A 25,324-nucleotide genomic window follows, 5' to 3' on the forward strand; every position below is an offset into this window, starting at 1 on the left:
CGTGGGCTGGCAAGGTATGCCGCGGGCCGGGTGAGAGGAGGACCGCTGGTGCCAGACGTGTTCGCCGGGCGGTTCGAGCTGATCGACCCGATCGGTTCAGGCGGGACCGGTACGGTCTGGCGTGCGTGGGACCGCCGCCTGGAACGTCTCTGCGCCGCGAAGGTACTGCGCCAGCGCCACGCGGGCGCTCTCCTCCGTTTCGTCCGCGAGCAAGGGCTGCGACTCGACCACCCGAACGTGCTGAGCCCGTATGGCTGGGCGGCGGACGACGACCAGGCGCTCCTCGCGATGGACCTCGTCGGCGGCGGCTCGGTGGACAGCCTGGTCGCCGACTTCGGTGCCCTGCCTGAGCGCTACGCCGCCGAGTTGCTCGCCCAACTCCTCCGCGCCCTCGAACAGGTCCACGCAGCCGGGCTCGTCCACCGCGATGTGAAACCCGCCAACCTGCTGCTCGAGACCACTGGCACCGGCATCCCCGTACTCCGTCTCAGCGACTTCGGCATCGCGCTGTCCCTCGGGGAGCCGCGCCTCACCCAGCACGGAGCCGTCGTGGGCACCCCCGGCTACGTAGCTCCCGAGGCCCTCGCAGGCGAACCCCCGTCAACCAAGCAAGACCTCTACGCCGCCGGAGTCACCGCCTGGCAACTCCTCACCGGCGAAGAACCCCCAGCCGCCGGCCCACTACCTTCGCGCCCGAACACGACCGGCATCGTCTGGGCTGTCGTCGAATCCCTGATCCACTCCGAACCCGCCCGACGCCCGGACTCAGCCGAGGCAGCCCTCGAATCCCTGGCGCCCGTCCTCGCCACCGCACCACAGATCCCAGCCCACACCCCAGACGGCGAACTGATCGAAGTCTTCAACCAACTCCCACCCCTCCCCACGCCTTACACCAAGTTGCCCACGCCAGCCGCGACACCACCCGCGGCATCCGCAACACCATCCGCGGCACCGAAGGAGGTGCCGGTCGAGGCTCCCTCCGCCCTGGCGCGCGGAGGTGAGCAGGCGCGAGCGGTGGGTTCCTCGGCCCGACCGGGCGCTGGGCAACGGGCCGAGGGCTGGCCTACTGCAGCTTCGTCGGCCGAGCTGCCTACCGTTCCTGTCGTGCACGGGGTGCCCGGAGATCCAGCCGACCAGCAACCGGCCGGGACAAGGCGGCCTGAGCGGGAGCACGCTGCAGGCGCATCGGCGGATCGTCTGAGGCCCCCGCCGAGGCCGACGCCGCCGCCGTCCACGTCGCCTGGTGCAGCCGCGGACGCGTCACAGTCCACGTCGCACTCCATTTCGCCGGGTGCGTCGCCGTCCACCTCGCTGTCCGTGACCCCGTCGCCGTCAACGAGGCCGTCCATGTCGCCGGGTGCCGCCGCGGGTGTGTCGCCTACGGCGGGGAGGCCGGTGCGGCGGCGTCTGGTGCTGGGTGGTGTCGGGCTCGTGGGGTTGGTTGTGGCTGGGGTTGTTGGGGTGTTGTTGCTTGATGGGGGTGAGGAGGGCGGGGGATCGCCGCCGACAGTGTCGCCAAGCGGGTCGGCCAGTGGGACGCCGTCGACGGTGCCGACCGGGTCAGTCACGCGCGCTCCCAATGCGCAGCTCAAGATGGGGGATCCGTGCGGTTGGCAGGAAGCCGGGGCTGTGGAAACGACTGCTGACGGCACCCGGGTCGAGTGCCGTCAGCAAGGTTCGTCCTATCTATGGGTCAAGGTCTAGGACCAGCCGTGACCCGGCCCGTTCTGACCCGGCCCGTTCTGACCCGGCCCGTTCTGACCCGGCCCGTTCTGACCCGGCCCGTTCTGGCCCGGTCCGTTCTGCGGTCCGTTCGGACCAGGCCCGCTCGGCGGCGGCGCGTTGTAGCCCGGACCATTCACCCCAGGTCCGTCGTAACCAGTTCCGTTGTAGCCGTTCTGGCCAGGACCGCCGTACCCGGGTCCGTTGGCCGGATGCAGGGCTGACGACTTGCGGCTGCGGATGATCAGGGCCGCGGCGACGATCGCGAGGGCGAGTACCAGGACCGCCCCGCCGGCGATCCACGGCAGCGACGAGGAGGACTCGTCCGCAACCGGCTGGACCTTGTCGTCGCCACCTTGGCCGCCGGCCTCGTTCGTGGTCGAACCCGACGGCGTCGGTTCCGACGATGCGCTCGGCGTCGGTGTGGAAGGCGTCTCGCCCGTCGACGCGCCGTACTCCGGTCCGGCGACCTTGTCACCCGCGACCGCCACGTCGATCGTCACCGGTACTCCGCCTGCCGGGGCGTCGCCGCTGGCGACTCCGAGCTTGGCGATGATGTAGTACCAGCCGTCGACGCTGGCCTTGCGGAAGTCGGAGTTGTTCGCGTTCCGGTTCAGGTAGACCGCCCGCGGCGTCGCGATCGGCTTCCCGCTGGAAGGCAGGATCTGCGTCGTCCCCGTGTAGGCGGTGGTGTCGAACTTGATCTCCGCCCGCACCGGGCTGAACAGTCCGGTCCGGATGTTCGTGGTCGCCCCATCGGGCCGCCCGGCGAAGGTGACCCGGTACGCCAGACCCTGACCCCAGTCCAGCTTCACCCGGTAGAACAGCTCCTCGCCGTAATAGATCGTCTCGCCGTACCGGCCGGAGCCGTCGAGCGTCGTCGCCTCGTTGAAGGAACCGCCACCGCGGACGGGCCGCACCGCACCCGCAGGCGGCTGCGCGAACGTCACCAGACTCGTCTGAGCCTGCTCGCCCGTGCTGCCGGTCACCGGCGGCTCGACTCGCAACTGCAGCTCCACCGGCACTCGGTCGGCCCCGCCACCACGCGCATCACGGGTCACCCGGAAGGTGTACTTGCCGGGAACGCTGCAGCCCTTCGGCTTCGACGAGCCGGCTACGGTTCCGTTCCAGCTCAGCACTGTGGTCAGCGAACCACCGTCTTTCGCGCGGGTGTTGAGCTCACGCTGCGACTGGTAGCAGTCCGCGCCATCGGGACCGGTGATCTTGATGTCGACCACCTCGATGTCGCGCGGATTGCCCCGGGGAAAGACTGCCGTGGCCGCGAAGTACGCCGTGTCGCCGGTCTTCAGCTCGGCCGAATAGAACCGCTCTTCCTCGGCGTTGAGGGTGTCGAGGTACTGCCCGGGCGTCATCGTCGGTGCCGTGAACGGGTCCGCAGTACCGGTGATCGGCTTGCCGGTCGGCTCGTAGTGCCGCAGCGCCCGCTCTGTCACCCGGCCCAGTACTCCGAGCAGCGAGTCCGCGTCGGAGGCGTCGTGATAGGTGCCGCCGGTGTTCTGCGCGATGCAGGCGAGCTGGGCACGAGCCTTCGCGTCGACCCGGAAGCCGATCGCGTGGACGTGGAGGTCGACTCCCTGCTCGTGCAGCTCCTTCGCCACCTCGCACGGTTGCGGGGGAGCGCAGGTGTCCTCGCCGTCGGAGACGAGGACGATCGACCGCTGCCCCTCCTTCGGCAGCTGCGCGGCCGCGACCCGGAGCGAATGGCCGATCGGGGTGTAGCCGCTGGCCTTCGCCGCGCTCACCGCTCTGGTCAGTACTGGCTTGTTGACAGTTGCCACCGGCTGGACGACGCGGACGTCCTTGCAGCCGGCGGTCTTCTCCGAGCTGCTCGAATCGGTCCTGGCGCCGTAGATGGTCAGGCCGACCTGCGCCTGGTCGGGCAGCCCGGCGACCATCGAGGTGACGGCCCGCTTGGCCGCGTCCATCCGGGTGCCGCTGCCGCCGGCGTCGCGCGCGGTCATCGAACCGGACGAGTCCAGCACCACCATCACCGGCGAGAGCTCACCTTCAGCGATGGCGGCGGGAGCGTTCGCGAATGAGAACGCGGCAGTCAGGGCGGATACCGCAGCCAGGGCGGCGAGGCGTCGTATCATGGCGTCTCCAGGAGCTTGAGGCTTCATTGCGACCAACCTAGCGTTTGCATGTGCAATTTGCAAACAGTAATCATGGAGGCGTTGTGACCGACGTGCACGCGCGGAACCTCGAACTGCAACTGCAGTGGTACGGCGAGCCGCTGGGCGACCGCTTCCGGCGCCTCCTGGCCCGGCTCGGCCTCTCGCAGGCGCAGCTCGCGGGGGTGCTCGGCCTGTCCGCGCCGATGCTGTCCCAACTGATGTCGGGGCAGCGGGCCAAGATCAGCAACCCGACGGTGCTGTCGAGGCTGCTCCAGCTGGAAGCGATGGTGGGGGAGTCCGGCTGGGACTCCCTGCCGCCCGCCGAGCAGGAGCGCCGCCTCGAGGGCATCCGCGCCGCGCAGCGATCCACGCTCACTGTGGACCAGGGGAGTCCCGCCGAGGCGCCGGCTCCGGGGGATCCGGTCGTCGCCATCCAGTCGTTGCTCCGGGATGTCGCCTCGGCTGCCGACCTGCAAGGTGCTGCCGAGTTGCTGGAGGCGCAGTACCCCGATCTCGCCGAGGCGCTGCGGGTGCTCGGCGCGGGCCGCACTCAAGAGGCCCGCGCTTACTACGCCCGAGTCACCGCCAACCGCTGAGCACCCTCCGGACCGACTCAGGTCGTGTCGGCCCGGAGGTTGTATCAGAGGGGGAGTGGCTCAGTTCGGACCCAGGCAGAGCGTGTACCCCGAGGAGCCGCGCGCTTCCGTGTAGGCCACGGTGTAGCCGGGGAACTGCTCGCACTCGTCGGAGTTCGCAGTACTGCTGAGCTTGCCGAGGACCTTGAACTCCGCGTCGGTGGAACCGCAGTCGACCACCTTCACGTTGGGGTCGGCCACCGTGCCCTTGTTCTGGACGCAGTCGCCGGCGTCCGCCGACGACGGGTTGCCCAGGTTGCCGATCACGACCGCGGCGATCAGCGCGATCGGGAGCAGCAGACCCAGGATCACCGGGCGCTTGAACAGCGGTTTGCCCGGATCCATCGGCCGGCCGGGCGCACCCGGAGCCGGTTCCGGCAGGTGCTTGAACTTCGAGTAGGTGCCGAGGTTCACCAGCATCATGATCGGGTTGACGATCATCGACCCGATGCCCCACCAGCCCTGCCACATGCTCTTCGCGGTCATGTCGCGGATCGTGGCGACACCACAAGTGCGGCAGAACGGCCCTTCCAGCTTGAGGAAGCGCATCAGGATGATCAGGCCCTGGTGACCGCGGACGGTCGCCTGCACGGCAGGCATCCCACCACAGAACCGGCACTGAAGCGTGCCCTGGGCAACAGGCATGAACTGCCCCTGCGCTGCCTGGTCCTGGGGGAACTGCCCTTGCTGCTGGTACTGACCCTGCTGACCCGGCGCGAACTGCTGCCCGGGCTGCTGCTGGAACTGCTGTTGCCCGTACTGCTGGTCGCCGTACTGGTGCTGGTCACCGTAGTGGGGCTGCTGCTCATGCGGCGGCCCGTACTGCGGGAACTGGCCGGGCTGGACCGGCGGGGGAGCGTATCCCTCGGCCGGGGGCTGCGCCGGGTACGGGTTCTGGGGCGGTTGAGGGGGCGTAGTGGTCACGGAGACTTCCTGTTACTCGATCTGGGACACAACAGAACACCGCACCCTACTCACGCGTGAAGGCCAACCCCGGGGACATTTCTCCCCGATCCCGCGGATCTCTCACCACCCGGACCCGCCGGGCACCACCCGTGATCACCCGACCCCCAACCGTCACGCGACCTCGAATCGTCAGCCGGCCGAACCGAATCACCCGTGCCCGCGTCTCACTCCCGACCAGGCGACCAGGGGAGAGCAGATGACGCCGGACGACCGGGAAACCGTCGTGACGATCGGGCGACTACTTCCAGAGGATCGCGAAACCTGGCAGACGCTTTTCGCCGGATACAACGAATTCTACGGACGGACCATGCCGGAGGAATTCTTCGATCATTCCTGGGCAGGATTCAGCGCCGGCCAGCGCATCCATGCGCTGGGTGCGAAGGTCGACGGCACCCTAGTCGGGATCGCGCACTTCCTGACTCACGCCAGCACGACGTCGGCTGATTCCTGTTATCTACAAGACCTTTTCACCGCTCCGGAGGCTCGCGGCAGAGGCGTGGCTCGTGCGTTGATCGAGGCGGTGACCGGCTGGGCCCGCTCGCAGAATTGTGGCCGCGTGTATTGGTCGACGCACGAGACGAATGCGACCGCGCGCCGACTCTACGACCAGGTCGCGGAGAATCGCGGGTTCATTCTTTACACGATCGCGTTGCCGTAGCGCTCGGCCAGTTCGCGGCCCAGGCGGGCGAGTTCGGCTTGGACCGACGGGGGACCGAGCACCTCGATCATGCCGCCCCAGCCGGCCAGGTGCCGGGCGATGTCGAGGGCGTTCGGGGCTGTCACCCGAAGTTCGACGCGACTGTCGTCGGCCGAGCCGACCACCTCGCAATGGCGGCCGAGCCGGTCCTGCATCACCCAGACGAACCGTTCCTCCATCAGGACGGTTGCTGCCAGCAAGGAGCGGTTCTGCTCCATCTCGTCCACCACCCGGGCCCAGGCCGCGGAGAGGTCGAAATCCTTCGGTCGTTCGGCGGGCAGGTCGGTCAGCGTCGCCTCGGTGACGCGCTCGACCCGGAAGGTGCGCTGACCTTTCTCGGTACCCGCGATCAGATACCAGATGTCGTCCTTGTCGACGAGTCCCAGCGGATCGATCAGCCGCTCGCTGACCTGCCGCCCGCGCCCGGCGTACAACAGCTTGACCTTGAGCCGTCGGACCACGGCGTCCTGCAGGATCCGCACCGTCTCAGGTCGTTCCTTGACGTGCTCACCCCACCGCGCTGGATCGATCACCACAGCCTCAGCCGCGGCCTCGGCATCCGCCCGGAACGTATCCGGCAACGCCCGTACGAGCTTCCGCAGCGCAGCCTTCGCCTCCGGCGCCACCGACGCGGCAGGCCCGACCAGCAGGAACAACGCCTGCGCCTCGGTCGCATTCAGCCCGCTCAAATCGGTCCGCGCGCCACCGAGCAAAGACCAGCCACCATTCCGCCCCGGCTGTGGGTAGACAGGGATGCCAGCGGTAGACAACGCCTCGAGATCCCGCCGCGCAGTCGCCACCGAAATCTCCAACTCAGCCGCCAACTCAGCAGCCGTCACCCGCCCCCGAGCCTGCATCAACAACAAGGTGGCAACCAACCGGTCAGCGCGCATACCCCCATCCTCCCAAACAAACTGCTCACCACCTGAACACTTATGCTCCTGAGTCCAACTATCCTGCTTCGGTGACTTCGGGGATTGAGCAGCTCAGTCAGCGGCAGAGGGAGCTTCTGGGGGAGTGGCTTCCGGGGGCCGAGGTCGTGAAGGATCACAGCTGGGGGTTGGTGGGGACCGCCGTTCTCGAGTTGCTGTCTGACGGTGCTCGCTATGGGGTTAAGGCGGGAGACGAGAACGATCGGCACCTGGCGCGGGAGTTGCGCGCGCATCGTGAGTGGCTCGGGCCGTGGACGGCGCGGGGACGAGCGCCGAAGTTGGTGCACGCCGACGAGGACGCCACGCTGATTGTGACGCGTTTTCTGCCGGGGGAGTTGGTCGAGGGAACCGACCACGAGTGGCGTCCGGACACCTACCAACAGGCAGGCGAGTTGTTGCGGTGGCTGCATGAGCAGGTCGCCGTCGAGGACGCCGAGTTCGAGGCGCGGGGACGAGACAAGGCTCTCTGGTGGCTTGATCAGCCGCACCGGATCGCGCCGGACATCGCGGCGCGGCTGCGTGAGGAGGTCGGATCGTGGCCAACGCCGGTGATCACGCTCGTGCCGACCCACGGCGACTGGCAGCCTCGGAACTGGCTCGTGTACGACGACGTCGTGAGCGTGATCGATTTCGGGCGGGCCGATCTGCGGCCGGCCCTGACGGATTTCGCCCGGCTCAGTGCCCAGCAGTTCCGGACCGACCCAGCACTAGAGGCAGCCTTCCTGAACGGATACGGCCCGGACCCACGCGAGCCCGAGGCCTGGCGCCGCAACCGGATCCGCGAAGCGATCGGTACTGCGGTCTGGGCTTACCGGGTCCACGACGAACCGTTCGAACAACAAGGCCACCGCATGATCGCCGAGGCGCTGGCGAACTGAGTGCGCGCTAGCGAGGGGGTAACACGCAGAACTCATTGCCGTCGGGATCGGCCATCGATACCGAGCTGACTTCGCTCTGGCTGCTGTCGAGTCGAGTCGCCCCGAGGGAGACGAGACGGTCGACCTCCGCTTGCTGGTCACCGTCAGCAGGGGGAGCGAGGTCGAAATGCAGCCGGTTCTTCCCGGTCTTCGCTCTCACCGGGGGACCACCCCAGGTGATCTTCGGACCGCCGTGCGGCGATTGGATCGCGGTCTCCTGGTCCTGGTCCCAGACCAACGGCCAGTCCAGCGCCTTGCTCCAGAAGTACCCGACCTCCTGCGATCCGTCGCTCGAAAGCGCTCCGATGAATCCGCAGTCGGCCAGGAAGTTGTTGCCGGGCTCGATAACGCAGAACTCGTTGCCCTCGGGGTCGGCGAGCACAACGTGGCCCTCTTCGGGGAGCTGGCCGATGTCGATATGCCGGCCACCGAGTTCGAGCGCCCGCGCCACCGTCTGCTGCTGGTCGTCCAGGGAAGTGCTCGTCAGATCGAAATGAATCTGGTTCGGGCCGGACTTCTCTTCCTGGGTCGGAAGAAAGCGGATCCGGAACCCGGTGTCGTCGCTCGGCAAAAGCGCGATGCCGTCGTCGTGGGGGTCCTCGACTGTCTCCCAGCGCAGAACGCCGGCCCAGAAATCCGCGAGCCGGAGCGGGTCGTTCGCATCGAAGCAGAGCGCGATCAGGTTAGGAGTCATCCCGGTCCCATCTCCGATTGCTGACTCACGGCCGCATACAGGGCGCTTCTCCCTGCCATGAGGTGAGCAACGCTAGGCGCTCGGTGACTACCACGCAACGCGATATCTGCGACTACGCCAGCTGGTCGCGGCGGCGGGTCAGGTAGGCGGTCTCGGCGGTGTTGCCCGCCAGCTCGATGGCTTTGTCGTACGCCGCACGCGACTCCTGGCTGCGGCCCAGCCGGCGCAGCAGGTCGGCGCGGGTCGCATGGTAGGCGTGATAGCCGGCCAACTTGTCCTCAAGACGGTCGACGGCCGCCAGCGCCACCTCCGGGCCGTCGAGCTCGGCGACCGCGATGGCCCGGTTGAGGGCGACGATCGGCGAGGGGTCGAGGCGGGCGAGCTGTTCGTAGAGAGCGACGATCTGCGACCAGTCGGTGTCGCGTACATCGCGGACGGAGGTGTGCACGGCGTTGATCGCCGCGAGGATCTGGTACCGACCCGGAGCCACGCGAGAGGCCAGGCGCTCGCGCACCAGCCGATGACCCTCGGCGACCAGCGCCGCGTCCCAGGCCCCACGGTCCTGCTCGTCGAGGGTGACCAGCTCGCCGCTCGCCGAAACCCGGGCGCTGCGGCGGGCCTCGCTGAGCAGCATCAGCGCCAGCAGCCCGGCCACCTCGCCGTCCTTCGGCATGAGGGCACGGATCAGGCGAGTGAGCCGGATCGCCTCGGCGGTCAGGTCGTGACGGACGGGATCGGTGTCGGGGCCGGTCGCCAGGTAGCCCTCGTTGAAGACGAGGAAGAGGACGGCGAGTACGCCGGAGACGCGGGCCGGGAGATCCTCCGCGGACGGCACCCGATAAGGGATGCGAGCCGCCTTGATCTTGGCCTTCGCGCGGGTGATCCGCTGTCCCATGGCAGTCTCCTGCACCAGGAAGGCACGGGCGATCTCGGGCACGGTCAGACCGCCGACCATGCGGAGCGTCAGCGCCATCCGGGTCTCCATCGCGAGCGCCGGGTGACAGCAGGTGAAGATCAGCCGGAGCCGCTCGTCGTCGATGGCCCCGAGAGGCTCCGGCGGGTCGTCGTCGTACACCATCTGAGCCTCCTTCTGTTTGCCGTCGCGCTTGTTCTCGCGCCGGATCCGGTCGATGGCCTTGCGATTGGCGGTGGTGGTCAGCCAGGCGCCGGGGTTCGGCGGTACGCCGTCGGCCGGCCACCGCTCGACGGCGGTCGCGAACGCCTCGGCTGCTGCCTCTTCGGCGATGTCGAGATCACCGAAACGCCGGGTCAGGGCGGCGACCACTCGCGCCCACTCCTCATGGTGGGCCCGCGTGATCACCGCCCTGATGTCGACAACACTCACAGAAACGGCCGCACCTCGACCTTCCGATTGCAGGCCTTCGACCCCTCGGCGGCGAGCTTGAGCGCCACATCGAGGTCGGGGGCCTCCATGACCCAGAAGCCGGCGAGATACTCCTTCGACTCCACGAAGGGCCCGTCGGTGAACACCGCCTCCCCACCCCGGTTGTCGATGACGGTGGCCGTGCTGGGGTCCGAGAGGCCGCCGGCGAAGACCCAGTTGCCATCGGCCACGAGCCGGTCGTTGAACGCGTTGATGGCAATCATCTCGTCCGGGGTGCCGGAATTGGTCTTGTCGTCGATCACAGAAACCAGGTACTGCATCTAGGATCATCTCCTGTGGTTCGGGGCGCCCCTCGTGGGCGGCCGCTCACCCCTGCAACGAACTACTCTGCTCCGATCCGACACCGTCTCCGGGATTTCTTTCAAGTACTTTCTCGTACGCCGGTCGTGCCCGATCCGACACCGACAGTATCCCGTCCGGTGTTTCGCGGTCCGGGTCTCCGGGGACATGAGAACGCCGTCCCTGCACGTGCTTCAGTCGGTTGCGTACTGCGGGCGCCCGGCGGGAGCGCTATGCCCTTCGGGAAGGCTCGCGATTCGATCAGGTCGAGCGCTTTGTCCGGTCCGTTGTCGGGGAACAGCCGGGTGCCCTGGCCGACGACCACGGGGCAGACGAGCAGGGTGATCTCGTCGACCAGCTGGTTGTCGAGGAGCCAGCAGACCAGGTGGGCGCTGCCGTGCACCTGCAGCTCGCCTCCCGGCTTGGCTTTCAGCTCGCCGATGGCCGCTGCCACGTCACCAGACAGGATGGTCGTGTCCGCCCATTGCGGATCGGTGAGCGTGTTCGATGCGACGTACTTGGGCCGCGTGTTCAAGGCACCCACGATGCGGTTCTCAAGATCTTCCCTCACACCCCAGTAGCCGGCGAAGAGCTCGTACGTCCGCCGGCCGAACAGGAACGCGTCGGCGCGCTGGTAGACCTCGTCGACGAACTGCCTGTGAGGAGTTCGTGGAGCCAGGCGAGTCGCTGGTCCTGTGTGAGCGACTGGCTACTGCTGGTCAGCCGAGCTGTTCAACGGCGATGAGTTCGATGCTCAGGCGAGCCTGGCCACTATCACCTACGCGACGTCGGGCCGTGTCATCAGCGGCGACTGCAGATGTAGCGCCAGACTGGGGCCGGTCAGGGGCACGGTGCTCCACGTCGCCGCCGCTGTCCCCGCGTCGGCGTCGACCACCAGCCGGACCCGGTGCGGGGTGGTGATGACGTAGAGCTCGGCGACGAACGTGTCGCCCTGCCAGGCGCCAGTCGCGACGACAGGGCGGCCGAGCGGCGAACTTTCTCGCCATTCGCCGTGGCCGACCTCGACGTTGAGGAACGACCCGAATCGCAGGAGCCAGCCACCGTCCACGGGATCGACGATCACCGTGGTTCCGTCTGGCAGAGCCGAATTCTCGGCGGAGGCGTCGAGCCTCGCCTTGACGGAACGCTCCGGGGCGGCCGAACCCGGCACCGGCGCGAATGACAGCCGCCGCAGCCGATCAGCGAGGATCTCGTCGTCCTGGGCGTTTCCCGCGTCATCCAGGCCGGGCAACAGGCAGTCCCAAAAGACACTGGGTAGTGCGTGCCCCTGATCGACGGCGGCGGTCACGACGACCACGAGATCGTGGGACGGGACGACCACGCATTGCTGGCCAAAGGCGCCGTTACCGTGGTAACCGTGACGCGACATCCAGAATTGGTAGCCGTACCCGCAAAGAAAGTCGGGGCTAGCCCAGTCGTCCTCGAGCTGCAGGGTATCGATATGCCGTCTGGTCGCGAGCGCCACCCATTCACGCGGGATGAGCTGGCGGTCGCCCCAGATGCCTCCGCGCAGCAGCAACTCGCCGAAGGCGGCGACGGCCTCCGTCGTGAGGTGCAGCCCGTGGAATCCGAAGGCGGCACCGCTCGCCACCCGGTCCCATTCGGCGTGGTCGACGCCCATCGGCCTGAACAGACGCTCGTCGAGCAGCTCCGGCAGGCCGCGGCCCGTGACCCGTTCCACCATCCGGGCCAGGATGAAAGTGGTCGCATTGTCGTAGGTGTGCCGGGTGCCCTCAGGTTCGGTGAACGGTACGCGCAGGAAGCCCTTCACCAGATCGTCCGGTTCCAGCTGCCAGGCCTCGGCGAGGCTGTCCGTGCTGTGCCCGGCCGTCATGGACAGCAGGTGGTGCACGGTGATGCGGTTTCCCTGCTCCGAGATGTCGGCCGGAACGTGGTCGGGCAACACGTCCACCACCCGGTCGTCCAGCGAGAGCAGCCCGTCGGCGATCGCGAGCCCCACGGCGATCGAGGTGAACGATTTGGTCAGCGAGTAGAGCAGATGCGGCCGTTCGGCCGAGTACGGCGCCCACCAGCCTTCGGCGACGACGTGACCGCGGCGTACGACCATGAGGGAGTGACACTCGACGGATAGCGCTTCGAGCCGGTCCAGCAGCGCGGCAACCGCGCGGGACGACATCCCCGAGGCGGCCGGAGTCGACCGCGGCAGTAGGGGGCGCTGAGAAGACATGCAGGCAACGGAACAAGACTGCACAATCGAATTACGAGAGACATCGCTCAGGATCGGCTGAATGCTGCCGTCCGACAATAGGCCTCGACATTCCAGTGATCGAGTGTGGAGAACACCTGGTTGACGTGCGGAGATACCGCAGTTGGCGCGGGGCAACACGGAGCACATGTGAGCTGTGCGAGGTGCGACCTGCTAGTCCGGCGGTCGCTGTAGGAGCTGTCGGGACGACTCGAAGCCCAGCCGTTCGTACACCGGCACTGCCTTGCGACCAGAGTGGACCGTCACGCGAAGGGACCCGAGGTGTGTCGCATGCTCCGAAGTAGCAAGCACGAGCGGCGAGCCGAATCCCTGGCCTCGCTGCTTCGGCATGACGAAGACGCTCGGGTACCTGCTGGATGTCAGTGCGCGGCTCATGGGGGGCGGCGCGTCGGTCATGCAAAATCGCGTGCGTCGTTGCTCTCTGATGGGGTTGGATCCCTCATCGGGGGCGTGGCGATGTGCGGCTCGATCGACTTCAGAAGTTCGCGGACTCCAGGGACGTCCGCCGCACCAGCCTGACCGCTTCACCCGCGACCGTGAGAGCAGAGTGACCGTACATGAAGAACTATCCGCTCCTCGATGTGCGCGTCAGCACGCCAACGCTCGAGCTGCGCAGCGCCACAGACGAGCTGCTGGATCAGCTCGCGGATGTCGTGCGCGCGGGCAAGACCCATGCCGATCCTCCACCGTACGACGACCCGATGTCGTTCTACGAGACCGATCCTGACCTGCGGGTCGCCAAGTGGCTTCGGGCGATCTGGCGGCGCCGCGGCACGGTCGAGCCTGATGCTTGGCGGCTCTACTTCGTGGTCATGGTCGACGGCCGGCCTGTCGGGGAGCAGACAATGACGGGAGTGAACTTCTTCACTCTCGGAACGGTCACGACCTTCTCCTGGCTGTCTGTCGATCAGCGTGGCCATGGCCTCGGGCACGAGATGCGGGCAGCGATCCTGCACCTGGCGTTCGACGGCCTCGGGGCGAAGGAAGCAAGCAGCGACGCCTTCGTGGACAACCACGGCTCCAACGCGATCTCGCGAGGTCTCGGCTACGAGCCCAACGGGTCCGAATGGGCAACGAGGCAAGGCAAACCCGCCCTGCTCAACCGGTGGCGACTCACCCGAGACGACTGGGAACAGCGCCGCAGGGACGACATCCAGCTCCACAACATCGAGGCCTGTCACGCCCTCCTGCCCCTGTCCTGACGTCATCAGACGGTGGGGGGGTGTCCTTCACCGCGAGTGACCACAATTCGGCTACTTGTCGACACGGCATCGTTCGCGGTGGAAGTCGTAGGGGATCACAGCGCACGTCGAACAGATCAGGTGGCCATCGGCGTTGGGCGAGCCCGGGTCAGCGGCGGGTCGCTGTCGGCGCCATGCGCCGCGTGCCGGCCGCTGCCGAGTGTCCCCGACCGGCAGGTGGATGCTGCCTCGAAGTCGCGTTTGCGCAGGTCAGGTGCCACATTCTCGAGACGTGCGCGGCGGGGACCATGGCCTGCGCGGTGTGATTCATCTGTTGCAATACGCAGCCGTACTGGACAGCCTGCGTTCAAGTTCACTCGTATAGCGTTGGACCATGCACTAGATTCGCGCGCTCAGGTTCGCATGCTGCCTCGCTGCCCTCTCTCCTAGGAAAGGATCAAGAGAGTGAAAAGGTACATACTCTTCGATCATGATGGTGTTCTGGTGGATACCGAATTCTGGTATTACAAAGCTGGAGAACGTGCCCTGGCGGACATTGGTTTGACTTTGGACGAGGATCAATACCTCCGGGACATGAACCAGGGATTGGGCACTTGGGCCCAAGCCAGGGCGGCAGGTATGGATGAACAGACCATCAGCAGGCAGCGTGAGGTTCGTAATGATTATTATCAGGAATATCTTAGGACAGAAGCCATCGAGATCGAAGGCGTCGTTGACGCTCTTGCTGAACTGTCAAAATACGTCCGCATGGCCATAGTGACGACTGCAAAACGTGTGGATTTTGACATTATCCATGAAAAGCGCCAAATCAGACAATTCATGGATTTCGTCCTCGTTCGCGAGGACTACAAGCTCACCAAGCCGCACCCGGAACCATACCTGACCGGGTTAGAGCGACTCGGAGCCACCAAAGAAGAGACACTGGTTGTAGAGGATTCATCCAGAGGGCTGAACTCAGCCGTGGCGGCCGGTATTGACTGTGTCATTGTCTACAACGACTTTACAAGGGCACATGACTTTTCACAGGCTAGCTATCGAATCGAAACTCTGATTGAATTGAAGGATATCATCCTTAATGCAACCTGAAGGAGAATTTACCAGTGTGCCCCATGCTCCTTTGAAAGAGCGAAAAGAGCGAAACTATCTCGCGCGCGCCGCACTGGGCGCCGGCGGACGAGTGAGGACTCAGGTTGAAGGCACGCATGCCGGGTTCGCGCCCGGCCGAGCCCTTCGGCAGCCAGGGGTCGCGCTCAACCGAACATAGCGACGATCGGTGCAAATGCCGCCAGGAGCGAACCCCGGTGTTGGAGTCAACCGCAGGGCGTCCAGATGTGTGTCCGCGAGCGATGGATCACGGGTCCGCGATCCTCCGGCCCGCGTACCGAGCCCACGGTTCAGCGCCCTTGTCGCCATGGAGAAACGCGACCTTGGCGCTGTAGCCGAGGCCCTCGGCGACGAGGTGCTCGCGCACGAGAGAAGCGAACGGTTCGGGAACGTCTGTGGGGTGCCGGCCGAGGCTAATGCTCATGCCGGAATCACCGTCGTCGAAGACATTGGTCGAAAAGGTGACAAGCTTGACCAACGGCTGGGCGTGGAGCAGCAGGAGCATCCCGGCTACGCAGTAGGGGAGTGACTCGCTGGTGCCGGTGACGAGTTCGTGGATCCAGGCGAGACGGTGGTCCTGGGCTGAGCGACGGGCCGGCTGAGTGGACCGGACCACGCGTGCGCGCGTCTGCTGCTGCCTTGGCGCGGATTCGCCGGAGGTGGTGCCAGGTGGCGAAGTGCTGAACGGGCTGCCGCACTTCTCGGGGAGTCCGTCGAGCTTCGCGTTGCTCGAATCGGGGCAGATACGGGACACGCTGGGGGAGAAGGCCGTGATGCTGCAACAGAGCCCGCAGATGCTCGGTCGGCTTGCCGGGAACGCCGTCGAGTCCCTCGTGTGAGACGGGGACCCTTCGTTCGCCGAGTCCGCGAAGGAGGTCCTGAACCTCGGGGGAGCGCGCTTCCAGACGAAGATCGACTCGGGCCGGTCCGACGCGCAGAGCGCGTCGATCAGTCCGACCAGCGAAGGGTCGCTCGGTTCACCCCCGAACAGCCCCTGGAGGTCGTCGCACAGGGCGCAGCGGGCGCACATTCGTCCGAGATGGTGTCCGGCTTCCACGTCGCAGCGTTCACAGTGGAAGTCGTAGGGGATCGCAGCGCACGTCGAGCAGATCGGCTGCCCATCGGCGTTGGACGCTTCATCTGATGCAATACGCAGACTAGTGGAGCCCCTGCGTGTCGAGATCGGTCGTATTGGCTGAGCCGATCCGGGGCTGAACGGGCATCAGAGTGCGTTCGCGCCTAATGTGCCGCCATGGTCGCAAAGATTTCGATCGCAGTCGCCGCACTCGTGCGCGACGGTCTCGTGCTTCTGGTGCATCGCCATCCATCGCGCCGGTGGTACCCCGACTGCTGGGACCTGGTCGGCGGACATGTCGAGTCGGGCGAATCGCTTCACCAGGCCGTCAGTCGGGAGTGCCTCGAGGAACTCGGTGTCCACGTCCACGACCCTTTGCCCATTCCGATGACGATCAATGACCCCACCCTCGACATGCACGCGTTCCTCGTCACGCGCTGGGAGGGGGAACCTGTCAACGCCGCCCCCGAGGAGCATGACGATCTTCACTGGTTTCGGCCCAGCGATCTCGCAGACTTGAAGATGGCCCACCCGGCCAGCCTGTCGAGCATCCTGAGCGCCGTCCAGGTCGCAACTGACTAGCCGCTACGAACCGACTGCTCCGGCATGGGCGCGCGGTCTGCACACGGTGGCGAGAGAGGGCGCGAAGGCGACCCACGGACTACTACTGGACGTAACTGAGGGTTGTCGTCACAAACCCACGGCGGTTGGGCAGGTTCAGGCCGGTCGGATCGTGCGGCGCATGACGGTGTTCTTCATCCCCTTGGAGCGGACGAACTCGAAGCCGGCTTGCTCGTACATCGTGCGTGTTCCGTTGTAGACGAACGAGTTACTCATCCTCTTCTCACCGATCTCGTGCGGGTAACCCTCGACCACACCGCCACCCTGCCCCGCAATCAGATCGAGCGCACCGGCCAGAGCCACCTTGGCGTAGCCCTGTCCGCGGTGACGCTTGTCGACGAAGATGCATGTGATGCGGTACTCGGGCACCACGTCGGCCTCGGCGAGGTACTGCTTGCGGTGATGGATGGTCGGCAGCTCATCCGGGGTGCCGTACTCCGCCCACGCGATCGCCTCATCGCCAACCATCACCAGCGCCGCATGAGCCTGTCCGGCCTCGACCAGCCGCTTCTTCAGCGCGCGGTTGCCCTCGTAACCCTGCCCCCGCTCGGCACAGTCGGGGTGGAAGTAGATACACCAGCACCCACCGAAGATCCCGTTGTGCCGCTCCACCAGGCCGGCGAACGCGTTCCACGTGTGAGCAGTCAATGGCTGAATCGAGTATCCGTTTGTCACCATGCCGCCGATCGTAAGCACGCGTCACACGGACGATCTACGTCCGCATCGTCGGAGGTCGGCCAGATCGCTGCCAAAATCGGCGGCAGGCCGGACTCGATCAATCGGAGCAACGCGAGCTCATGCCCCACTCACGATCACCAATTCGTTGCCTTCGGGGTCGGCCCGCCAGCGATCCTCCGACTCATCAAGCAGCCGGCCACACAGCGAGCTCGAAGTGGATGCGATTGCGCTGCCGGCGATTCTCTGACAGCGCTGCGGCTGAATCAGAGATACGCTCCCCGTTTATGGACATGCTGAAGGGCGCACAGATCGCCGCGGCCAACCTGACCGACTGGCGCAAGCTGGCCCAGGGACTGCATGCCCGCTACCTGGTGGACGACTTCGGCACCGGCGCACGATTCGTCGCCGCGGTGGGCGAGGCGGGCGACGCTCTCGGACACCACCCGCGCGTGTCGATCGGCAATGGGTACGTCGACCTCAAGCTGGTCACCGACGACGCCATCTACCGCGACGACGAGGGCACCGAACACGTCGTCGAATGGGTGACCCAGCAGGACGTCGACCTCGCGCGACGGATCACCGAGATCGCCGCCGACCACCAGTTCGACGCCGACCCGGCCTCGGTCAGCGACATCGAGCTCGGCCTCGACACGGCGCACTCTGCGACCATCGCCCCGGTGTGGGCCGTCCTGCTGACCGGGAGCGCTGAGGCCCAGGGCCGCGGAACCCCCAGCGACGAAATCCGAGACGCCACGGCACGGGTACCGAATCTGTGGTTCGGGGACGCCGACGAGCACGAGACCCCGCGTCAGCGGTTCCACATCGAGGTCTATGTGGCGCCCGAGGTGGCCGCGCAACGGATCGCCGCCGCCGTCGCCGCGGGTGGGACCGTCGTCGATGACAGCAACGCGCCCTCGCTCACCGTGATCGCCGACCAGGACGGCAACAAGGGAATCGTATGCGTCGACGTGTCCGCTGCGAACAAGGATTGAACCGCCAACTCGGCCCGCCTTATCAGCGCAAATGACCGTCACTTGTCCGATCCGTGAAAGTGGACAGACCCGTCTCATCCAGTGATTCCATGATGCATCTGATGAGACTCAGTCCGTGTTTCTGCAGGTCAGGGGCATGTCTGCGGTAGGGGAGTGACTCGCTGGAGCCGGTGAGGAGCTCGTGGATCCAGGCGCGCCGCTGGTCCTGACTGAGCGACGGGCTTGTCTTCGCTAATCGATGCTGGACGGTCACCGCGGTGTTGAGGCGCGCCTTCTTTGCAACGACGAAGAACGTCCTGATCGCACTGCGCGTCGTCGGTCCGGTGGCAAGCCACTCGTCGACGTCCTGCTGGGTACACGTCGCGGCGGTGCGCTGATAGGTCTCGTGCAGCCACACGAGGAACTTCACCGTTTCGGTGATCTCCTGTTTCGCCGAGTGGACCGGGTCACGAGTGGCCGCACCAGACGCCGCCTTGGCACGGATGCGCCGCAGGTGGTGCCAGGTCGCGAAGTGCTGCACGGGTTGCCGCACGTCCTCAGGGAGTCCGTCGAGCTTTGCGTCGATCCACTGCTCGAACCGGGGCAGGTAGAGGTCACGATGGGGGAGCAGACGGTGGTGCTGAAGGAGCGCGACGGCCGTTGGCGAGCCAGTCCTCGAGGATGCCGGGCGTCCACCGCCAAACCGTGAGCACGCTGCGCGGCTTGTGCGGCGAGCCACATCGCGCCTTGCCGTAGCGGACCTTGCAGACGCCGAACACACCGAACTCGCGGGCGTGAGGATTGCGGGCGAAGTCAACGGTCTGGAGGTGGCGCAGCTCGTTGACTCGCAGCCCGTAGGCATGCTGCCGGGGCAGTGGAGCGGGCTCTGCCTGGTTGATTCATCTGATGCAGTACGCAGACTGCTAGTTGACATAATGTCGCTTATCGGCCATTTATGCAGGAGGTGACGAGAGGGGTTGGGAGGCGTCAGTCCAGCGGCGGGAACGTCCTGGCGATCGGTACGGTTGCCAGCCAGGACCGGAGTTCCGGGCTGAGTTGTCCGTGCACCTGCAGGAGCGTCATCTTGGCGAACTCGCCGACGCGGCTGAGCAGTTCCTCGCAGTGAGCGTTGTGAGCGAACGCCGCCGCCGAATCCACGTATTCCTCGATGACGACGAATCGCACCGGATCGGCCTCGACGTACCAGTCGTATCTGAGCGTCCCCGGCTCGTCGTTCGCCGCGGCCGCCAGCGCCTTCGCCAGCGTGACGAACCCGTCCCGCGCGCCAGGAAGCGTTGTGAGCTCGGCCCGCACAAAGATCGTCATGGAAACCTCTCGATCCGCCGCTGTGGATGCTGCTCCTGGAACGTATCCCCCAGAGGGTCCGGTGCAGACTTCGCCACCGAGAGCGGCCGGCAGACCGTCATGCATAATCACCATTATGCAGCAGTTCTGACTCTTCGACCGATCCAATAGTTGCCTTATGCAAATAAAGCGACCGGGGGAGTCAGACCACCGGAGAACTGTCGGTGGCGGCCGGTAGAAGTTCCCCATGAAGGTTCTCGCAGCACAGTCGGCGTTCTTCGCTGCCCGGCGTCCCCGCAAGGACTCCCCCCACACCACCGACGCCTACCGCCGCGACCTGGCCGGCATCACCGCACTGCTGTCCGACGACGACCCGGAGACCCTCGATGTCGAAGACCTGACCGCACCCGTACTGCGAGCCGCGTTCGGCGCCTTCGCCGACAACCACGCGAAGAGTTCCGTACTTCGGGCCTGGTCGACGTGGAACCAGTTCCTCACCTTCTGTGTGTCCGACGGACTGCTCGCGGGGAATCCGATGGGAGCGGTCGCCCGGCCCAAGACCCCTCCCCTCTCCCCCAAGCCTCTCCGTGGCGAGGACACACCGGAGAAGCTCCTGCGCTCAGCGGCCGACGGCACGAGGCAGTCACGAGACCCTTGGCCCGAGCGCGATGTCCTGGTGATCGCGCTCGGCCTGGTCGCCGGACTCCGCTCGGCCGAGATGCGCACGCTGACGGCCGATTCGCTGGCCGGCCGCCCTGGCGAGATGCGCCTCCACATCCACGGCAAAGGAAGCCGCGACCGCTCGATCCCCGTCGAGCCGATCATGGAGAAGATCATCGAGACGTACGTCGAATCCTGTGCGCGACGCTTTCCCAGCAAACGGTTCGGCCGGTCCACCAAGCTGCTACTGGACCGAACCGGTGAACCGATCGGCCGAGGCGGCCTCGAGTATCTGGTGAAGTCGTGCTACCGCTGGGCCGGGTTGCACGACCGCGTCCCAGTCGGTGCGAACCTGCACGCGCTCCGCCACACCTTCGCCACCAGGCTCGCCGAGGACGGCGCCACCGCCTCGGAGATCATGCGACTGCTCGGCCACGCGAGCCTCGCCACCAGTCAGAATTACATCGAAGCCACCGGCCGGGAGCAACGAGCCGCCGCCGCGAGCAACCGCACCTACCTTTCCCTCACCGAGGTGATCACCCCGGACGCGTAGCAACGCAGTACACGGCGGACGACTGATACGCAGTGCACGCCGGTTGCTTAATGGGGAGCCGTCGCACGTGGTTGCGGACAGAATGTGGCGAGTCCAACGACAGGAGAAGCGATGTACCGCAGGCTGGTGCTCAAGTTGTCAGGCCAATCCATCGCCGGATCAGCCCAGTTCGGCTTCAACAGCGACAGCCTCACGCATCTCGCCCGGGAGGTGATCGCCGCGCGCGACACCGGCGTACAGGTGGCCGTGGTGGTCGGCGGCGGGAACGTGTTCCGCGGCAACCAGTCCGAGGACTGGGGAATCGACCGGGTCGAGGCGGACAACATCGGCATGCTCGGCACGGTGATCAACGCCGTCTTGCTACGCGGTCGGTTGGCGGCGATGGGTGAGGAGGATGTGCGGCTGATGACCGCCATCCCGATCAACAATCTGGCCGAGCCGTACATCCGCCTGCGAGCACTCCGGCATCTGGAGAAGGGGTCGATCGTCCTGCTCGGGTGCGGGAACGGGCAGCCGTTCACGACGACCGACTACCCCGCAGTTCAGCGTGCGATCGAGCTCGGCGCCGATGCGTTGCTCGTCGCGAAGAACGGGGCTGACGGGGTCTACGACGCGGACCCGAACAAGGTCGCCGGCGCACAACGCTTCGACCGTCTCACCTATCAGCAGGTCATCGACAAGGGCCTTGGTGTGATGGACCAGAGCGCGTTCATCCTCGCCCGCGACCACCGGCTCCCGCTGCACGTCTTCGACATCGACCGTCAGGGCGCCGCGGCCGCGATCAGCTCCGGCGAGCACATCGGCACGGTCATCAGCTGAGCCCCACGAGCGGCAGGTCCGCGTTGATCGCATCCAGGTGCGGCGCGAACCAGTCGCCGTCGGCCTCGTGCTCCCAGTGCAGGGCCATCACCGACCAGACGACCCGGTAGAAGGTAAGCGTCCACTCGAGCTCGGGAGGCCGCTCGAGGCCGTAGCCGTTGAGCAAGGCATCGGTCGAGGCCGATCCCGCCCGCGAGAACCGCCCGAGATCGAACAGCGGATCACCGAAAGCCGCGTCGCCCCAGTCGATGATCCAGTCAGTTCTTCACCAGACGCGTCGATGTGTCGCGGGTGATGCCGATGAAGCCCTGGACTGGGTTCGACCGAGGCGATCGGGCCGACGGTCCGTGCTCCGACTGTGGCGACGAGGCGGGGATCAATCACCGACCGAAGGTAATACGTCAGCGGCGAATCGCTTGAGTTGGTCGCCGAGTCGCGCCGGCGGAAACAACCAAAGCCCGAGCGAGTCAGCACCCGCGTCGAGCAGACGCTGGAGACGCTCGCTCACCGTCGCGGGGTCACCCGCCACGGCGAACTCATCAACCCACTCGTCCTCAACCACAAGTTCCTCACCCGGACCAACCCCCGCAATCCGCTCCCTCACCTCAACCCCGTACTTCGACTGCCCCACCAACGCCCACTCCGACTCAGCCCGAAGAAAGAACCCCACAGCCCCCCGAACCGCCTCCCGAGCCACCGCCCCGTCCTCATCCACAGCCGCCAACACATACGCCGCAACCGGCGGGACGAAGTCGCCCGCTCCCCCGCCACCCTCTGCCCCGGCCGCTCCCACCACGCCCTGCCCCCTCGCGCCTGCTCGGGCGGCGGCTCCGCTGGCGACCTGTTCGGTTGCCCAGCTGACATAGGCGGCCCTGCCAGGACTGAGAGGAGGACGCCGTCGGCCAACCTGCCTGCGGTTTGGAGGGCTTGTTGGTTGACGGCGCCTATCCAGAGTTCGGGTGGCCGGGTTGGTGGGTAGTCGAGCTTGAGGTTGTTGTACTCGTGGGTGACCGTCCGGCGGTCGACCTGGCCGCCGGCGAGGAGTGAGCGCAGTATCTCGAAGGTCTGGGTGACGGCGGTGAGTGGACGTGCGGGGAGCAGGCCCATCTGGTGGTTGTTGCCCAGGCCAACGGCTGTGCGGACTCTGCCCGGGTGCATCCGCGCCAGACCGGCCAGTTCCATCGCGAGCACCGCGGGATGCCTCGTGACCACGCTCGCCAGACCGAGGCCGGCAGTCGCCGTGGATGTCGACGCCAGCAACTGCGTCAGGCCCGACACTCCCCCGGAGAAGAAACAGTCCTCGGAGAACCACAAGTCGCCGAACCCGAGCTCCTCCGCCAGCGCCGCCCCACGAGCCAACTCCTCCGGCGGCGTCAGACTCCCGAACACGACACCGATCCGGCGACCCGCCAGACGATCCATCAGTCCCTCTCCAGATCCCATGAAACCCATTCGGACTGCAGTCCACATATGAAACTACCGGACCATAGTCCGATTAATCAACCCTTTCAATCCACTTCGACCAGGAGAAAACTGTTTGCTCGTGGTTCGCGCTCTCTGCTGTACTCGCGGACGGATCACCAGCAGGCCGAACCGGCCGTTCACGTTCTCGAGGAGCGCAGTCATGCGACCTGACTTCATGTCGACCCAGAAAGGCACATTCACCTGTTCAAGGGACATGAAGCTGCGTGAGAACACTGAACTTGGGGATCCTGGCGCATGTAGACGCCGGTAAAACCAGCCTGACCGAGAGGCTCCTCTTCGCCGCCGGGGTCATCGACGAGGTCGGCAGCGTCGATGACGGCAACACCCAGACCGACTCGCTGGCACTCGAGCGGCAACGCGGAATCACGATCAAGTCCGCGGTCGTCTCGTTCGCCATCGACGACATCACCGTCAACCTGATCGATACTCCCGGTCACCCGGATTTCATCGCCGAGGTGGAGCGGGCGCTCAGCGTGCTCGACGGCGCGGTGCTGGTCATCTCCGCGGTGGAAGGCGTCCAGGCGCAGACCAGAGTGCTCATGCGCACCCTCCAGCGCCTCGGTATCCCGACGCTGATCTTCGTGAACAAGCTCGACCGGGCCGGAGCGCAGTACTGCTCGTTGCTGAAGAGCGTCGCGGACCGGCTCTCCGCGGCGGTCATCCCGATGGGGTCGACCGACCGACTCGGCACGCCCGGCGCCGCGTTCACGCCGTACGGGCGGGACGACACGAGCTTCACCTTCGCCATGCTCGACCTGCTGGCCGAGCGGGACGACCAGATGCTGGCGACGTACGTGGAGAACGAGAAAGCGCTCTCGTACGACGTACTCCGGGCGCGGCTGGCGGAGCAGACCCAGCAGGCGCTGGTGCATCCGGTGTACTTCGGTTCGGCGATCACCGGTGCCGGGACGGACGCGCTGATCGCGGGGATCCGGGAACTGCTGCCGGCCGGGCAAGGCGACGTCGAGGGCCCGGTGGACGGGTCCGTGTTCAAGGTCGAGCGGGGTCCGGCGGGCGAGAAGATCGCGTTCGTCCGGATGTTCTCAGGCGCGATCCGGACCCGGGACCGGCTTCGGTTCCACGGCGACAAGGAAGCCAAGGTCACCTCGGTCAGCGTCTTCGACAACGGCTCGGTGCTGACCCGCCCGGAGGTCGTCGCCGGTGAGATCGGCAAGCTCTGGGGACTCGGCGAGATCCGCATCGGCGACAAGCTCGGCGCGGCCGGCGAGTCGGATGACGGAGGAGACAGGGCCGGAGCGGGAGAGAGCGCGTACTTCGCTCCCCCGACGCTGGAGACGGTGATCGCGCCGACTCGGCCGTCGGACAAGGGGAATCTGCAGGTCGCGCTCTCCCAGTTGGCCGAGCAGGATCCGCTGATCAACCTGCGTCAGGACGACATCCGGCAGGAGACGTTCGTGTCGCTGTACGGCGAGGTGCAGAAGGAGGTCATCCAGACCACGCTCGCCGACGACTTCGGCATCGACGTCACCTTCCGCGAGACGACGACCATTTGCATCGAGCGGCTGGAGGGTGTCGGTGCGGCGGTCGAGTTCAACAAGAAGGACGGGAACCCGTTCCTGGCCACCGTCGGCCTACGCGTCGAGCCAGCCCCGGTCAACTCGGGCGTGAGCTTCAGCCTGGAGGTCGAACTCGGTTCCATGCCGTACGCGTTCATCAAGGCGGTCGAGGAGACCGTGTACGAGACGCTCGAGCAAGGGATCCACGGCTGGCAGATCCCCGACGCGACCGTGGTGATGACGCACTCGGGCTACTCGGCGCGCCAGAGCCACGCTCACGCTGTCTTCGACAAGAGCATGTCGAGCACAGCCGGGGACTTCCGCAACCTCACCCCGCTGGTCCTGATGACGGCTCTCCAGCAGGCCGGTACGACGGTGTACGAGCCGATGCACCGCTTCGAGCTGGAGATCCCGACAGACACCGTTCGCGCTGTACTGGCGGCTCTGTCCCGTCTCCGCGCGATCCCGCAGGTCCCGGCGCTGGGCACCGAAACCTCTGTCCTGGAAGGAGAAATCCCCGCCGCCGCGGTCTACGAACTGGAGCAGCAGCTTCCCGCTCTGACCCGTGGCGAGGGTGTTCTCGAGTCGTCGTTTGAGCGCCACCAACCGGTCACCGGCCCGATCCCCGACCGGACGCGCACAGACCACGACCCGCTGAACCGTCGCGACTACCTCCTCCACGTCCTCCGTCGCGTCTGATCAGC

27 protein-coding genes and 1 pseudogene are annotated in these 25,324 nt (G+C 66.4%); 12 read left to right on the top strand and 16 right to left on the bottom strand.

From position 1 onward, the window contains the following. Positions 1-48: 48 nt before the first annotated feature. Entirely contained in the window at positions 49-1,704 is a 1,656-nt protein-coding gene (locus tag EV648_RS32510) for a serine/threonine-protein kinase (RefSeq protein ID WP_158294118.1), read from the top strand. Here the strand turns inward: EV648_RS32510 and EV648_RS32515 are convergent. After that, entirely contained in the window at positions 1,701-3,836 is a 2,136-nt protein-coding gene (locus tag EV648_RS32515) for a VWA domain-containing protein (protein WP_241995804.1), read from the bottom strand. The genes EV648_RS32510 and EV648_RS32515 overlap by 4 nt on opposite strands. Positions 3,837-3,919: 83 nt before the next feature. On the opposite strand from EV648_RS32515, the gene EV648_RS32520 reads away from it, so the two are divergent. Next, positions 3,920-4,453, top strand: coding sequence for a helix-turn-helix domain-containing protein (locus EV648_RS32520; RefSeq protein WP_132298950.1), 534 nt, complete (start codon positions 3,920-3,922; stop codon positions 4,451-4,453). A 60-nt stretch (positions 4,454-4,513) separates the two neighbouring features. Here the strand turns inward: EV648_RS32520 and EV648_RS32525 are convergent, their stop codons facing one another. After that, positions 4,514-5,416, bottom strand: coding sequence for a toxin-antitoxin system, toxin component (locus EV648_RS32525; protein ID WP_132298951.1), 903 nt, complete (start codon positions 5,414-5,416; stop codon positions 4,514-4,516). 238 nt (positions 5,417-5,654) lie between these two features. On the opposite strand from EV648_RS32525, the gene EV648_RS32530 reads away from it, so the two are divergent. After that, entirely contained in the window at positions 5,655-6,116 is a 462-nt protein-coding gene (locus tag EV648_RS32530; RefSeq protein WP_132298952.1) for a GNAT family N-acetyltransferase, read from the top strand. Here the strand turns inward: EV648_RS32530 and EV648_RS32535 are convergent. Further along, positions 6,095-7,048: a YafY family protein gene (locus EV648_RS32535; protein WP_132298953.1), complete on the bottom strand. Its 954-nt coding sequence runs from the start codon at positions 7,046-7,048 to the stop codon at positions 6,095-6,097. The genes EV648_RS32530 and EV648_RS32535 overlap by 22 nt on opposite strands. 71 nt (positions 7,049-7,119) lie before the next feature. Here EV648_RS32535 and EV648_RS32540 point away from each other — a divergent pair, with 71 nt between their 5' ends. Further along, complete coding sequence (locus tag EV648_RS32540; RefSeq protein ID WP_241995805.1) at positions 7,120-7,965, top strand: phosphotransferase family protein; 846 nt, start codon at positions 7,120-7,122, stop codon at positions 7,963-7,965. 7 nt (positions 7,966-7,972) lie between these two features. Here the strand turns inward: EV648_RS32540 and EV648_RS32545 are convergent, their stop codons facing one another. The 6 genes from EV648_RS32545 to EV648_RS45345 all read right to left on the bottom strand — a co-directional run bounded on the left by EV648_RS32545 (position 7,973) and on the right by EV648_RS45345 (position 13,026). Further along, positions 7,973-8,698, bottom strand: coding sequence for a VOC family protein (locus EV648_RS32545; RefSeq protein WP_132298954.1), 726 nt, complete (start codon positions 8,696-8,698; stop codon positions 7,973-7,975). 112 nt (positions 8,699-8,810) lie between these two features. Next, positions 8,811-10,043, bottom strand: a complete 1,233-nt coding sequence (locus EV648_RS32550; protein ID WP_132298955.1) for an RNA polymerase sigma factor — start codon at positions 10,041-10,043, stop codon at positions 8,811-8,813. Beyond that, positions 10,040-10,363 carry a YciI family protein gene (locus EV648_RS32555; RefSeq protein ID WP_132298956.1) on the bottom strand — a complete coding sequence of 108 codons (324 nt, stop codon included), beginning with the start codon at positions 10,361-10,363 and terminating at the stop codon, positions 10,040-10,042. Before EV648_RS32555 ends, EV648_RS32550 begins: the two co-directional genes overlap by 4 nt. Positions 10,364-10,464: 101 nt before the next feature. Further along, a complete protein-coding gene (locus EV648_RS32560) occupies positions 10,465-11,061 on the bottom strand; it encodes a dihydrofolate reductase family protein (RefSeq protein WP_132298957.1) in 597 nt (198 codons plus the stop codon). Between the two features lie 99 nt (positions 11,062-11,160). After that, on the bottom strand, positions 11,161-12,669 hold the full coding sequence (locus EV648_RS32565; RefSeq protein ID WP_241995806.1) for a serine hydrolase: 1,509 nt from the start codon (positions 12,667-12,669) through the stop codon (positions 11,161-11,163). A gap of 114 nt (positions 12,670-12,783) precedes the next feature. Next, positions 12,784-13,026: a GNAT family N-acetyltransferase gene (locus tag EV648_RS45345; RefSeq protein ID WP_132298958.1), complete on the bottom strand. Its 243-nt coding sequence runs from the start codon at positions 13,024-13,026 to the stop codon at positions 12,784-12,786. A gap of 161 nt (positions 13,027-13,187) precedes the next feature. Here EV648_RS45345 and EV648_RS32575 point away from each other — a divergent pair, with 161 nt between their 5' ends. Both EV648_RS32575 and EV648_RS32580 read left to right on the top strand, forming a co-directional pair. Beyond that, positions 13,188-13,832: a GNAT family N-acetyltransferase gene (locus tag EV648_RS32575; RefSeq protein ID WP_132298959.1), complete on the top strand. Its 645-nt coding sequence runs from the start codon at positions 13,188-13,190 to the stop codon at positions 13,830-13,832. 444 nt (positions 13,833-14,276) lie between these two features. Beyond that, positions 14,277-14,918: an HAD family phosphatase gene (locus EV648_RS32580; protein WP_132298960.1), complete on the top strand. Its 642-nt coding sequence runs from the start codon at positions 14,277-14,279 to the stop codon at positions 14,916-14,918. 265 nt (positions 14,919-15,183) lie between these two features. On the opposite strand, the gene EV648_RS43440 is transcribed toward EV648_RS32580, so the two are convergent. Next, complete coding sequence (locus EV648_RS43440; RefSeq protein ID WP_199234938.1) at positions 15,184-15,441, bottom strand: hypothetical protein; 258 nt, start codon at positions 15,439-15,441, stop codon at positions 15,184-15,186. A gap of 172 nt (positions 15,442-15,613) precedes the next feature. On the opposite strand from EV648_RS43440, the gene EV648_RS43445 reads away from it, so the two are divergent. Both EV648_RS43445 and EV648_RS32590 read left to right on the top strand, forming a co-directional pair. Then, the gene (locus tag EV648_RS43445; protein ID WP_199234939.1) at positions 15,614-15,775 is read left to right on the top strand and encodes a hypothetical protein; all 162 of its coding nucleotides are present in this window, start codon (positions 15,614-15,616) and stop codon (positions 15,773-15,775) included. A gap of 413 nt (positions 15,776-16,188) precedes the next feature. Continuing rightward, positions 16,189-16,593, top strand: a complete 405-nt coding sequence (locus EV648_RS32590) for an NUDIX hydrolase (RefSeq protein ID WP_132298961.1) — start codon at positions 16,189-16,191, stop codon at positions 16,591-16,593. A 135-nt stretch (positions 16,594-16,728) separates the two neighbouring features. Here EV648_RS32590 and EV648_RS32595 read toward each other — a convergent pair whose 3' ends face one another. Then, a complete protein-coding gene (locus EV648_RS32595) occupies positions 16,729-17,310 on the bottom strand; it encodes a GNAT family N-acetyltransferase (RefSeq protein ID WP_132298962.1) in 582 nt (193 codons plus the stop codon). 284 nt (positions 17,311-17,594) lie between these two features. Between EV648_RS32595 and EV648_RS32600 the strand changes: the two genes are divergently transcribed. Further along, positions 17,595-18,302: a VOC family protein gene (locus EV648_RS32600; protein WP_132298963.1), complete on the top strand. Its 708-nt coding sequence runs from the start codon at positions 17,595-17,597 to the stop codon at positions 18,300-18,302. Between the two features lie 22 nt (positions 18,303-18,324). Here the strand turns inward: EV648_RS32600 and EV648_RS32605 are convergent, their stop codons facing one another. Both EV648_RS32605 and EV648_RS42795 read right to left on the bottom strand, forming a co-directional pair. Continuing rightward, on the bottom strand, positions 18,325-18,834 hold the full coding sequence (locus tag EV648_RS32605) for a hypothetical protein (protein WP_199234940.1): 510 nt from the start codon (positions 18,832-18,834) through the stop codon (positions 18,325-18,327). Between the two features lie 434 nt (positions 18,835-19,268). Then, positions 19,269-19,607, bottom strand: a complete 339-nt coding sequence (locus tag EV648_RS42795) for a putative quinol monooxygenase (RefSeq protein WP_158294120.1) — start codon at positions 19,605-19,607, stop codon at positions 19,269-19,271. Positions 19,608-19,833: 226 nt separating this feature from the next. On the opposite strand from EV648_RS42795, the gene EV648_RS32620 reads away from it, so the two are divergent. Continuing rightward, positions 19,834-20,799, top strand: a complete 966-nt coding sequence (locus EV648_RS32620) for a tyrosine-type recombinase/integrase (protein ID WP_132298965.1) — start codon at positions 19,834-19,836, stop codon at positions 20,797-20,799. A gap of 111 nt (positions 20,800-20,910) precedes the next feature. Then, positions 20,911-21,618, top strand: coding sequence for a UMP kinase (gene pyrH / locus EV648_RS32625; protein WP_132298966.1), 708 nt, complete (start codon positions 20,911-20,913; stop codon positions 21,616-21,618). Here the strand turns inward: pyrH and EV648_RS42800 are convergent. From EV648_RS42800 to EV648_RS45350, 3 genes and pseudogenes are all read right to left on the bottom strand, one after another. Beyond that, on the bottom strand, positions 21,611-21,784 hold the full coding sequence (locus EV648_RS42800; RefSeq protein WP_158294121.1) for a hypothetical protein: 174 nt from the start codon (positions 21,782-21,784) through the stop codon (positions 21,611-21,613). The two genes, pyrH and EV648_RS42800, sit on opposite strands and share 8 nt — an antisense overlap. A gap of 210 nt (positions 21,785-21,994) precedes the next feature. Beyond that, on the bottom strand, positions 21,995-22,414 hold the full coding sequence (locus EV648_RS44395) for an LLM class flavin-dependent oxidoreductase (RefSeq protein WP_241995809.1): 420 nt from the start codon (positions 22,412-22,414) through the stop codon (positions 21,995-21,997). A gap of 95 nt (positions 22,415-22,509) precedes the next feature. Beyond that, positions 22,510-23,088, bottom strand: a pseudogene (locus EV648_RS45350) (LLM class flavin-dependent oxidoreductase); the annotation flags it as partial. Between the two features lie 218 nt (positions 23,089-23,306). On the opposite strand from EV648_RS45350, the gene EV648_RS32640 reads away from it, so the two are divergent. Continuing rightward, positions 23,307-25,319 (top strand): translation factor GTPase family protein, encoded by a 2,013-nt coding sequence (locus EV648_RS32640; RefSeq protein WP_132298969.1) that lies wholly within the window; start codon positions 23,307-23,309, stop codon positions 25,317-25,319. The last annotated feature ends 5 nt before the right edge of the window (positions 25,320-25,324 follow it).

Origin of the sequence: Kribbella sp. VKM Ac-2568, from assembly GCF_004345365.1 — a bacterium.
GTDB classification, from domain to species: Bacteria; Actinomycetota; Actinomycetes; order Propionibacteriales; family Kribbellaceae; genus Kribbella; species Kribbella orskensis.

Coding starts and splice junctions, on each gene's coding strand:
- EV648_RS32545 (WP_132298954.1), bottom strand. CDS start 8,698: ATGACTCCTAACCTGATCGCGCTCTGCTTCGATGCGAACGACCCGCTC.
- EV648_RS32530 (WP_132298952.1), top strand. CDS start 5,655: ATGACGCCGGACGACCGGGAAACCGTCGTGACGATCGGGCGACTACTT.
- EV648_RS32620 (WP_132298965.1), top strand. CDS start 19,834: ATGAAGGTTCTCGCAGCACAGTCGGCGTTCTTCGCTGCCCGGCGTCCC.
- EV648_RS32590 (WP_132298961.1), top strand. CDS start 16,189: ATGGTCGCAAAGATTTCGATCGCAGTCGCCGCACTCGTGCGCGACGGT.
- EV648_RS45345 (WP_132298958.1), bottom strand. CDS start 13,026: ATGACCGACGCGCCGCCCCCCATGAGCCGCGCACTGACATCCAGCAGG.
- pyrH (WP_132298966.1), top strand. CDS start 20,911: ATGTACCGCAGGCTGGTGCTCAAGTTGTCAGGCCAATCCATCGCCGGA.
- EV648_RS42795 (WP_158294120.1), bottom strand. CDS start 19,607: ATGACGATCTTTGTGCGGGCCGAGCTCACAACGCTTCCTGGCGCGCGG.
- EV648_RS32555 (WP_132298956.1), bottom strand. CDS start 10,363: ATGCAGTACCTGGTTTCTGTGATCGACGACAAGACCAATTCCGGCACC.
- EV648_RS32600 (WP_132298963.1), top strand. CDS start 17,595: ATGGACATGCTGAAGGGCGCACAGATCGCCGCGGCCAACCTGACCGAC.
- EV648_RS43440 (WP_199234938.1), bottom strand. CDS start 15,441: ATGCTCCTGCTGCTCCACGCCCAGCCGTTGGTCAAGCTTGTCACCTTT.
- EV648_RS32575 (WP_132298959.1), top strand. CDS start 13,188: ATGAAGAACTATCCGCTCCTCGATGTGCGCGTCAGCACGCCAACGCTC.
- EV648_RS32515 (WP_241995804.1), bottom strand. CDS start 3,836: ATGATACGACGCCTCGCCGCCCTGGCTGCGGTATCCGCCCTGACTGCC.
- EV648_RS32595 (WP_132298962.1), bottom strand. CDS start 17,310: ATGGTGACAAACGGATACTCGATTCAGCCATTGACTGCTCACACGTGG.
- EV648_RS32535 (WP_132298953.1), bottom strand. CDS start 7,048: ATGCGCGCTGACCGGTTGGTTGCCACCTTGTTGTTGATGCAGGCTCGG.